Source organism: Exiguobacterium sp. A1_3_1, assembly GCF_048985645.1.
In the GTDB taxonomy this organism is placed as follows: domain Bacteria; phylum Bacillota; class Bacilli; order Exiguobacteriales; family Exiguobacteriaceae; genus Exiguobacterium_A; species Exiguobacterium_A indicum.
Genome location: NZ_WBYY01000139.1, coordinates 1 through 8979, shown reverse-complemented (window position 1 = coordinate 8979; position 8979 = coordinate 1). Strand labels below are relative to the sequence as shown.

The 8979-nt window shown below is 45.8% G+C and carries 11 protein-coding genes; 4 read left to right on the top strand and 7 right to left on the bottom strand.

What is annotated here, in order from left to right:
- A partial coding sequence (locus F8N00_RS13620) for a PTS transporter subunit EIIC (protein WP_421018395.1) occupies positions 1-1683 on the bottom strand: 1683 nt, incomplete at its 3' end.
- A gap of 163 nt (positions 1684-1846) precedes the next feature.
- Between F8N00_RS13620 and F8N00_RS13615 the strand changes: the two genes are divergently transcribed.
- Complete coding sequence (locus F8N00_RS13615; RefSeq protein ID WP_075642459.1) at positions 1847-2557, top strand: GntR family transcriptional regulator; 711 nt, start codon at positions 1847-1849, stop codon at positions 2555-2557.
- A gap of 18 nt (positions 2558-2575) precedes the next feature.
- Positions 2576-3031 carry a hypothetical protein gene (locus F8N00_RS13610; protein WP_023468494.1) on the top strand — a complete coding sequence of 152 codons (456 nt, stop codon included), beginning with the start codon at positions 2576-2578 and terminating at the stop codon, positions 3029-3031.
- A gap of 92 nt (positions 3032-3123) precedes the next feature.
- On the opposite strand, the gene F8N00_RS13605 is transcribed toward F8N00_RS13610, so the two are convergent.
- Entirely contained in the window at positions 3124-3465 is a 342-nt protein-coding gene (locus tag F8N00_RS13605) for a hypothetical protein (protein ID WP_075642460.1), read from the bottom strand.
- Between the two features lie 322 nt (positions 3466-3787).
- Here F8N00_RS13605 and F8N00_RS13600 point away from each other — a divergent pair, with 322 nt between their 5' ends.
- Positions 3788-5173, top strand: a complete 1386-nt coding sequence (locus F8N00_RS13600; RefSeq protein ID WP_421018394.1) for an MFS transporter — start codon at positions 3788-3790, stop codon at positions 5171-5173.
- 42 nt (positions 5174-5215) lie between these two features.
- Here F8N00_RS13600 and F8N00_RS13595 read toward each other — a convergent pair whose 3' ends face one another.
- From F8N00_RS13595 to F8N00_RS13585, 3 genes are read right to left on the bottom strand one after another with little or no spacing between them, the layout of a single operon-like run.
- Positions 5216-5848 (bottom strand): HAD hydrolase-like protein, encoded by a 633-nt coding sequence (locus F8N00_RS13595; protein WP_058713245.1) that lies wholly within the window; start codon positions 5846-5848, stop codon positions 5216-5218.
- The gene (locus F8N00_RS13590; protein ID WP_421018393.1) at positions 5845-6339 is read right to left on the bottom strand and encodes an AAA family ATPase; all 495 of its coding nucleotides are present in this window, start codon (positions 6337-6339) and stop codon (positions 5845-5847) included. The genes F8N00_RS13595 and F8N00_RS13590 overlap by 4 nt, the downstream gene beginning before the upstream one ends.
- A complete protein-coding gene (locus F8N00_RS13585) occupies positions 6336-7148 on the bottom strand; it encodes an MBL fold metallo-hydrolase (protein ID WP_075642462.1) in 813 nt (270 codons plus the stop codon). The genes F8N00_RS13590 and F8N00_RS13585 overlap by 4 nt, the downstream gene beginning before the upstream one ends.
- A 127-nt stretch (positions 7149-7275) precedes the next feature.
- On the opposite strand from F8N00_RS13585, the gene F8N00_RS13580 reads away from it, so the two are divergent.
- Positions 7276-7659 carry a VOC family protein gene (locus F8N00_RS13580; RefSeq protein WP_235515895.1) on the top strand — a complete coding sequence of 128 codons (384 nt, stop codon included), beginning with the start codon at positions 7276-7278 and terminating at the stop codon, positions 7657-7659.
- A 44-nt stretch (positions 7660-7703) separates the two neighbouring features.
- Here the strand turns inward: F8N00_RS13580 and F8N00_RS13575 are convergent, their stop codons facing one another.
- Positions 7704-8132, bottom strand: a complete 429-nt coding sequence (locus F8N00_RS13575; RefSeq protein WP_411211321.1) for a hypothetical protein — start codon at positions 8130-8132, stop codon at positions 7704-7706.
- A gap of 328 nt (positions 8133-8460) precedes the next feature.
- Entirely contained in the window at positions 8461-8862 is a 402-nt protein-coding gene (locus F8N00_RS13570) for an RrF2 family transcriptional regulator (RefSeq protein ID WP_421018392.1), read from the bottom strand.
- Positions 8863-8979 lie beyond the last annotated feature (117 nt).

The following is an 8979-nucleotide window of genomic DNA, read 5'->3' as shown; positions in this document are numbered from 1 at the left end:
AGATGTGTATAAGAGACAGAGACCGACATGGATCAAGACTTCGACACCACTCGTCGAGCGTAATCCGATCGCGTGACCTGACGGGGCGACCATGACGACGGTACCGTCAAACGGAGCCGTGACCCGGTTGTTCGTCGGACGAATCGCTACCCCTTGTCCCATCGCACCGGAAGCAAAGACAGGATCCGGTACATCTGATAAAGCAACGATTTTTCCTTCAAGTGGTGCGCGAAGCGTCTCTTCGTTTGTCAGAGTTGCGCTGACTTCCTGTTTTGCAACTGGTGTCGCTGTACTTTCAGGTGCTACGACCGGAGCAGCCTGCTCCCCGAAGCCGAACACTTGAATCAAGACGATCGGTAGAATCAAGGCAATCGCCGTTCCGATCAATAAGCCGATGATCGACGATGGATAGTCGGAGTCGATACCGTTGACGAGCGTCAATGGTCCCGGTAATCCGGCGTAAGCAAAGTAATATGGTTTAAAGAAACTCGCCGTGACAGCGCCGATTGCTCCCGAGATACAGCCATAGATGAACGGTTTCTTAAAGCGGAGCGTCACCCCATAGATAGCCGGTTCCGTGATACCGAAGATACCTGTCAGTCCGGCTGAAACCCCGACTTTTTTCGTTTCTTTGTTGCGTGCTTTCAAGATGACTCCGATGACGGCACCGATTTGAGCGATGACGGCAATCGTTTGGTAGGCCTGGAACGAGTCGCGACCATATTGTTCGAAGTTTGCGAGCACCATCGGCGTGACACCCCAGTGGACACCGAAGATAACGATGACTTGCCAGAAGCCACCGATGATGAGACCAGCAACCGCAGGAGCATTCTCTGCTAAGTAGTTATACCCGTTTGCGATCCCCTCTGCACCAAGTGTTGTGATCGGTCCGATCAAGAGAATCGTAAGCGGCACCATCAACACCATGCTGAAGAACGGGACGAACAACGGACGGACGACTTCATGGATCGTCTTGTTCAAGAATCGCTCGACATAAGACAGGATCCAGACGAGGAATAATGGCGGTAAGACCGATGACGTATACGTCGTCCCGGATAATGCGATTCCTAAAAACGTGATGGATTCACCAGCCGTGATGCGTGCTGCGATATCTGCCCATGTTGGACTGACCAGTGCCGCACTACAGGCGACCGCAATGAAGGCATTGACCTTAAAATGATTTGCTGCCGTGATGGCAATGAAAATCGGCAAGAACGTAAACGGTGCCCATGAGATGAAGCTGAAGACTTCATAAGTACCTGTCTTCGCGAATGCCGGAAAAGCGAGCGTCGTCAAAATCAAAGTTCCCTGCAGAATCCCCGCTGCAGCTAAGATGTAGACAAACGGTGCAAAGACCGCTGACATCGTCGCAATGATTCGGTTGAGAACCGTCCCTTTCGGTGCTTCTTCCGTTTCCGGTTGTTCCAAATCGACAAGCTTCAAAAATTCTTGATGAACTTCCCCGACGTGTTGACCAATGACGACTTGAAACTGCCCGCCAGACTCAACGACCGTAATGACGCCAGGTAGTGCACTGACTGTTTCCTTAGCTGACGAATCCGATCGTTTCAAAACAAGACGAAGTCGTGTGGCACATCGGACGGCGCTGATGACGTTGTCTTCACCCCCGACAGCTTCTAAAATCGAATGCGCCAATTGTTGATAATCGCGAACCTTGCCCATATCGTGTACCTCCCCTGAATATGACGCTTGAATACCCTTTCATTTTAATTGTACATGCACAATTAATCAATACATAAATAATTTAATTTAACATGTTATTAATCAACAGAAGGCTTATGCTATACTAAAGAAAGAAAAAGTTCGCAAGAAAAGAAGGTGTCCTATGCTGAAATACCAACAGACGGCTGATGAAATCGAACGGTACATAGAACAACATGAGTTGAAACAAGGGGACAAACTACCGATTCTTGAAGAGTTGATCCGGCAGTTCGCCGTCAGTAAGACGACGATGACAAAATCACTTGAGTTACTCGAACGAAAAGGAATCATTTTTCAAGTCCGCGGAAGCGGGATTTTTGTCCGGAAGACGAATCGCACCGGCTACATTCGTCTGTTCTCGACCCAAGGATTCAAGCAGAATCTCGTCGGTCATACGATTGAGTCGACCGTTCTTGCACTCGAACCAATGTCTGCAACGAATAACATCGCGAAGAATCTCGGGATAGAGGCAGGTGAGACGGTTTATTACGTTAAGCGAATCCGCTACATCGACGGCAAGATCCTCTGTCTCGAAGAGTCTTACTATCGCCAATCAATCGTTCCGTACTTAAATCGTGAAATCGTCGAGCAGTCAATCTTCGAATACTTAGAGACGGCACTCCAATTGAATATTGGGTTCTCGGATATGTACATGCACGTCGGGAAGTTAAGCGCTGAGTCGGCTCGTCATCTGGATCTCACCGAGGGCGATCCTGGATTAACGATCGAGACAGTATTTCATTTGACGAACGGTCGTCCGTTCGACTATTCCGTCATCACATACCATTATGAACATTCGCATTTCGTCGTTCAGGCGAATGGACTATATTTATGAAGAACGGAGCTAAATCAAATGAATCGTGAACTCATTCTGTATTACGGAATGCTTATACTCGGAATCATTACACTTTTTGGTGGCATCTTCTTTACGATTGATACATGGAAAGACTCGACAGAAACATTTAAAGACAAACTTCAGTTCATCTTCATCACGTTACTTGGATTTGGACTACTTTACTGGACGGTCCCTAGCCTATCGCAAATCGTCTTCAAGGACTACGCTGTCATCAAAGGTGACTGTTATGTAGAGGAAAACTCAGGAAAGACACAATCCATGTCTATTATTTTCGACTCAACCGAAGATTATGAGGATTTTACCTTTCAAGATTATCCGGAATTAGGAGCGTACGGAGAAGACGTGCCCTATTTCTGTCGCGTCATTTCAACAAAGAACCATCGATTTCCGATTTCCTATAAAATTTACGATTCTAAGACACATAAACAACTCTCCTCTTCCGAAGATGATTAAAACAAAAAGGATTGCATGAGCTTATGCCCATGCAATCCTTTTGAAGTGCTTACAGTAATGAGACAAGCCAATCGTTGTCTCATTTCATTGTGTTATAACCGAATCTTTTCTTTACTCGAATTTTCGAGATACAGTTCCCCATCAAACGTCGTCAAGGCAATCACTTTCCCGTCTTTTTCATACCACGCCGTTGCGCCTTCACGATCGAATTCTTTCCAACCGGCTTGGCGAATCCGAGTCCCATAGAGTAAACCCGGTCCGTCAGTTTCCGAGACTAGACGGGTTTTGATTTTCCACTCGCCTTGTTTTTCAACTGCCGTAGCAAATCGCGGCAACGGAAAACCGGATACTTTTGATTCTTGAAATCCAGCATACCAACTACCGATGACTACAATGAGCCCAAGACATACAATGGCGATCCATTTCTTCTTCATAAGTATTCTCCTTTTACTTTCCATCTTCATTTTAAAATTACCAAAAAATAGTTTAACTCCCCTCATCCTAAAGGCGGATTACTGATTTTTTAGTTGTGAGAACATATGAAAATTGTTTCGAATTTATGAAAACATCCAAAAAATTTTCAATTTTTTTCATAAAAAATGCACACCCCTGTTCGTCCTTAGAGTAGCAACGGTTTGACAACTCCCGGCACAGAGCCATTTTCAGTCGTTTTCAAGTGGTTAAGCGCATTAGCAACTTGACTTCATTTCCTGCTATGGTACGATACGAACTTATTAAAGGGAGTGAACAGAACTTATGAAATTCAGAAAAGAAAAAGTCAATGTCGTTGACATGCAGCAAACCAAAAAAAGTGTCTACGCGACCGGAATTGGGAATGCGATGGAATGGTTCGATTTTGGTCTTTATTCCTATCTCGCAATCATCATCAGTCAAAACTTCTTTAGCGCTGTTGAAAATGATGAACTAAAGCTCGTCTTTACGTTTGCGACCTTTGCGATCGCTTTTTTAATGCGACCAATCGGCGGAATCGTCTTTGGACGCATTGGAGATCGACTCGGGCGGAAGGTCGTCCTAACGACGACAATCGTTATGATGGCTGGTTCGACGCTCATCATTGGACTATTACCGACCTATGATCAAATCGGAATTTGGGCACCGATTCTGTTATTGTTAGCCCGGATCTTACAAGGATTCTCGACTGGCGGTGAATATGCCGGCGCAATGGTCTACATCGCTGAGTCATCACCAGATAACAAACGAAGTGCTCTCGGAAGTGGACTTGAAATCGGTACACTCGGTGGATATATTCTCGCCTCATTACTTGCTACAACACTTTTCGTCACCTTATCGGATGATCAAATGGCATCTTGGGGATGGCGGATTCCCTTCATTCTTGGGGCACCACTCGGTTTATTTGGTCTCTATTTACGTCGCCACTTGGATGAATCACCGATCTTCGAAAATGAGATCAATGAAAATACAGAAGAACCCGCGACATTCCGCGAAATCCTGCGTGACCACAAACGGGATATCATCGTTTGTTTCATCGCTGTCGCCTTCTTCAACATTACGAACTACATGCTCTTGTCCTACATGCCATCGTACCTCGATGAAGTCATCGGCATGTCAAGTTCGACAAGCACGATTCTCATCACCGGTGTCATGGTGATCATGATTCCGCTCGCTTACTTCTTCGGGAAGCTTAGTGACAAAAAAGGCAATCGCTATATCGTTCTTTTTGCGTTAGCCGGACTATCGTTGCTTTCAATCCTGTCGTTCTTCTTGATTGGTCTTAAACCACTCTTGTTCGTCGGGATCGGAATCTTCATCCTTGGCTTCTTCTTGGCGATCTTTGAAGGAACGATGCCAAGTCTTCTACCGAGTATCTTCTATACGGATGTCCGTTACCGGACGCTATCCGTGACGTTCAACGTCTCGGTCTCAATCTTCGGTGGAACGACGCCACTCGTTTCGACGTGGCTCGTCCATACGACACAAAACCCGCTCGCTCCTGCTTTCTATCTAACAGCAGTCAGCGTCATCGGCTTCGTCACGTTCTTCTTCTTCTTTAAGAATACAGCTGGTAAGGCACTGAAAGGGTCGCATCCGACTGTATCGAGTGAAAAAGAAGTCGCGTCGATTGCGAAGAAACCAGACGACGCCCTCTGGTGGGCAGAATAATTGCTATAAGTAAGAGCCGTCTTCCGCAGAAGACGGCTCTTTTTAGTAGACAGCACTCAACTCTTTTACGACGCGGTCCGCGACTGCGAGTTCCTGCTCTTGCGCAAAATCGAACTGACAACCGATCGCAGCGAGTCCGTTCGCATGCGCCGCTTTGAAATCAGATAAGCGGTCACCGACAACGTAGCCTGACGAGATGTCGTGCGTCTTACAAATCTCCCGTACGAGTGATGATTTATCACCGAAACGGATGTCTTCGATACTATAGACATGATCGATATAGGCTTCGAGTCCATACGTCGTCACGATCGCTGACAAGTAGGATGGCCACCCATTACTGGCGATATAGACGGAGTGATCCGCTTGTTTTAAACGACTTAGCAATTCGACCGTTCCCGGATATAGGCAACCATGCCCCGCCTTGACTGCCTGCTCTATGCTACGTCGAAACTTTTGATCCGCAGCCTGTTGGTCTGTGGCTGAAAAGTCCGGTAGTAACGTCTGCCAGACTTCCGGTAACGAGACGCCCATGATCTGCTGATAGAGGGCGACTGGCGTCTCTCCCTCCCAGCGCCCCGTCTGACGCAACTCATGAAAGACATCTTCTAGCGCATGCGCAAGCACGGCATTCGTTTGAAACAACGTTCCATCCATGTCAAAAATGTAGTGTGTCATTCGCTCTCCCCTTTTTGCTGTTGTTTTATTTTCTGAATCATGGCTTCTATCGATGTATCCTCAGCAATCAGACGATCCGTCGGGCGGTGATCCCGATCAATCCACCAGCGTTTCATATCCGTCTCAGAAAACTCCGTCGGCTGGCGCATCGCATGGCGACGAATGGTTTCTTCGAAGGAGACGTCAAAATAATACGCCGCGTACCGTGACGTAAAGCGACGTTCCAACCGGTCAATCATCTCACCGTACCAGTCCTGTGCAAGAATGCCTTCCAGCAGAATCGTCGCGTGGCGTCCGTCAGCAAGTCCGACCAACTCCTCGATCCAGCGAATCGCCGGATTTCCTGGTCCATCTTTTACGTTCAACATCTCTCTGCGGATAACATCTTGTGAAAACAAGATGCTATCCGGTAAAACCAATCGTAACCCTTTGGCAAGCGTCGTTTTTCCACTACCAGAATTCCCGCGAATGACGATCAAGCGCGACTTCATGTCGTGAACCAGTCCCCGTTCAAGGCAGCAATGTACCGCTCTGCAGAGCGCGCTACTGCTTCAGACGCACCGGTTTCGATTTTCCGATGAAAGGCGTCATATAATTTTTCAAATTGCAGCGGACGTAACGTTTCTGCCATTCGCGCGACCGTCTTTGCCGGAAGCGGAATCACATTCGGATAGCTGTACATGAAACTGACCCATGCCCGATCGGCAACGATCCGAATGATGTCCCCTGTCAACAATAGACCCGCTGATGCGTCTTTTCGTTCACAGATGACTGCTCCTTTGAAGTGACCACCGACGCGATGTAACATCACATCTTCTGCCAATTCCAAGCGTTCACCACTCCAGAAGACGATGCGTTCGCTTGGTCGCGTAACGAACGATGCATCATCTTCATGAATATAGATCGGCACGTCAAAAGTCTCCGCCCATTCGACTTGTGTCGCGTAATAATGCGGATGTGATAAAGCAATCGCCTGAATTCCGCCTAATTTTTCAAGTTGCTCTTTCGTTGTTGAATCAAGATATGTAATGCAGTCCCATAACAGGTTGAACGATTTTCCTTGGACAAGATATGCCGTCTGACCGATACCGAACGCCGGTGTCGTCTGAATCGCATAGACGCCTGCTCCGTCGTCACTAATGACGTTTTGATACGTTCCTGACGTTTGCATGGCAGCGAGCGTCGTCCACGTTTGACCAGTTGGATTGACATACTGTCGTTCCTCTAAGCAAATCGGACACGTTTCGCGCTCTGGATTGATTTGTTCGACGCCACACGTCGTACAGATGATGGTTTCCATCTCATCATTCCTTTCCCATTCGTAAATGATTTTCCTGATATATCATACCATATTCCATTTATAGGGATTGAAGGAATTAAGAGGCGTTTACCGAAAGAAACATGTATGAAAAAAGGAGGAGATGCTCATGTCAATTTCGACCCACCTTATTGCGCCCCGCTTGAATGCTGTCTTTTTGCATGTTCAGGATGTGAAACGTGCCGCCGCTTGGTATCACCAGTTACTGCAGTTGCCGTTGGATGTGTCGCGTGTCTCGTCACCTGTTTACAATCTCCCACTCGAAGGTCCAACGAGTTTGACGCTCGATGATCATTCGAATGACGCAACGTACCAACATCACCCTTCACCACATGCTTTATTTAATTTTTATACAACAGATATTGATGCATCTTATCAGTTTGTGTTGTCGTTACAGGCTCCCATCATCCGTGACATCGAGCGTTTCGATGATTTTGCTTACTTTACGTTTGCAGATCCCGACGGCAACGTCTTGATGCTCTGTACAGGGTAAGACAAAAGCAGGCCGAACCACTGATTTGGCTCGACCTGCTTTGTTTAATAAGACGTTCGATCATCATTTATGACGCTTTGAAAACGTTCTGTGAACCGATTGATCGCCTCTTCAGTATCAAGAATGCCAGAAAACCAGATCTTTTTGTCTTCCGAAAATGTAAGATGCAATGACCCTTCTATTGGAGACTCCACTTTAAGTGTAGCAATCGTCTCTGACTTCAATAATGTCTTTTTTGATAGAGTGACCAGTTCATTCGTCAACGTTTCGCGTGTATCTTCTGACGTTTTTTCATGAAGAAGATCAACTGTTTTATGAAGCAATACGGCTTTTGAGACACGCGATAAATTCAACTCACGAATTTCAAAAATGTAGGCGTCCTCATATTCATGATGACGCTGGACGATGAATCGTGGAGAATGCACTAAATGTTGAATGAAGTGAACGAACATTTCGATGGTCATTTCGGACATACCGAAACCCTCCCTTTTACGTGGATCAATGGACGAATGCCTTTAATCCTTTATCTGAATGGACAGTAAGAGTCCTGTATAAAAATCAAGCAGGTGAATTGGAAATATCCCCTCCTTCCTGTAAAGTTATACCACAAAAACAAGTACAAAGTGTACATGTTTTTATTTCAAAATTAAGATTCGAATAGCGTCCGAATCTTGTTTATAGTAACATAAAAGATACTAGTTTTAATCATAATTAACATGATGATCTGATAAAAATCTGTATGACTGGAATATGTACACGGATAAAGAGTCAGAGATCATCTATCCCTCTCTGACTCTTTCTTCAGTCGTTCATCGTCGGCGCGATTAAATCTTGTAACGTGTATGCCTGCAACGCGTCCGTAAAGGACATGAATGCTTGATCGAACGCTTGACGTGTGTTTTGCAAACTACCATTTTTATTGGGAACGGTCACATTTTCAAGATAGGATACTTCTTCAAATAAATGAACGATTTCTCCTAACGTAATCGTCTCTGGCGATTTCGCTAATTTGAATCCACCATTACGACCTTGTACGGAAATGATGAGACCAAACTTGCTCAATGAATGGACAATCTTCATCAAATGATTATTAGAAATATCATAATGGGTTGCCACTTCTTGAATTTGTACGAGCCGATTCGGATGCGACGCTGCGAAAATAAGCACACGAATGGCATAGTCCGTAGAGCGAGTCATCTTCATCCATTTCACCTTCTTTTTCTTTCCTTTATATAAACATAGTACAGAAGCTTACTCATTTTCACAATCAATAGTATGGCTTGAAGTGTCATTTGTAGTGCTTTTGCACATATGTATATC

What these genes read in the sequence shown, in the direction of transcription:
- F8N00_RS13615 (WP_075642459.1), top strand. Translation starts at nt 1,847, where the DNA reads ATGCTGAAATACCAACAGACGGCTGATGAAATCGAACGGTACATAGAA.
- F8N00_RS13610 (WP_023468494.1), top strand. Translation starts at nt 2,576, where the DNA reads ATGAATCGTGAACTCATTCTGTATTACGGAATGCTTATACTCGGAATC.
- F8N00_RS13605 (WP_075642460.1), bottom strand. Translation starts at nt 3,465, where the DNA reads ATGAAGAAGAAATGGATCGCCATTGTATGTCTTGGGCTCATTGTAGTC.
- F8N00_RS13600 (WP_421018394.1), top strand. Translation starts at nt 3,788, where the DNA reads ATGAAATTCAGAAAAGAAAAAGTCAATGTCGTTGACATGCAGCAAACC.
- F8N00_RS13595 (WP_058713245.1), bottom strand. Translation starts at nt 5,848, where the DNA reads ATGACACACTACATTTTTGACATGGATGGAACGTTGTTTCAAACGAAT.
- F8N00_RS13590 (WP_421018393.1), bottom strand. Translation starts at nt 6,339, where the DNA reads ATGAAGTCGCGCTTGATCGTCATTCGCGGGAATTCTGGTAGTGGAAAA.
- F8N00_RS13585 (WP_075642462.1), bottom strand. Translation starts at nt 7,148, where the DNA reads ATGGAAACCATCATCTGTACGACGTGTGGCGTCGAACAAATCAATCCA.
- F8N00_RS13580 (WP_235515895.1), top strand. Translation starts at nt 7,276, where the DNA reads ATGTCAATTTCGACCCACCTTATTGCGCCCCGCTTGAATGCTGTCTTT.
- F8N00_RS13575 (WP_411211321.1), bottom strand. Translation starts at nt 8,132, where the DNA reads ATGTCCGAAATGACCATCGAAATGTTCGTTCACTTCATTCAACATTTA.
- F8N00_RS13570 (WP_421018392.1), bottom strand. Translation starts at nt 8,862, where the DNA reads ATGAAGATGACTCGCTCTACGGACTATGCCATTCGTGTGCTTATTTTC.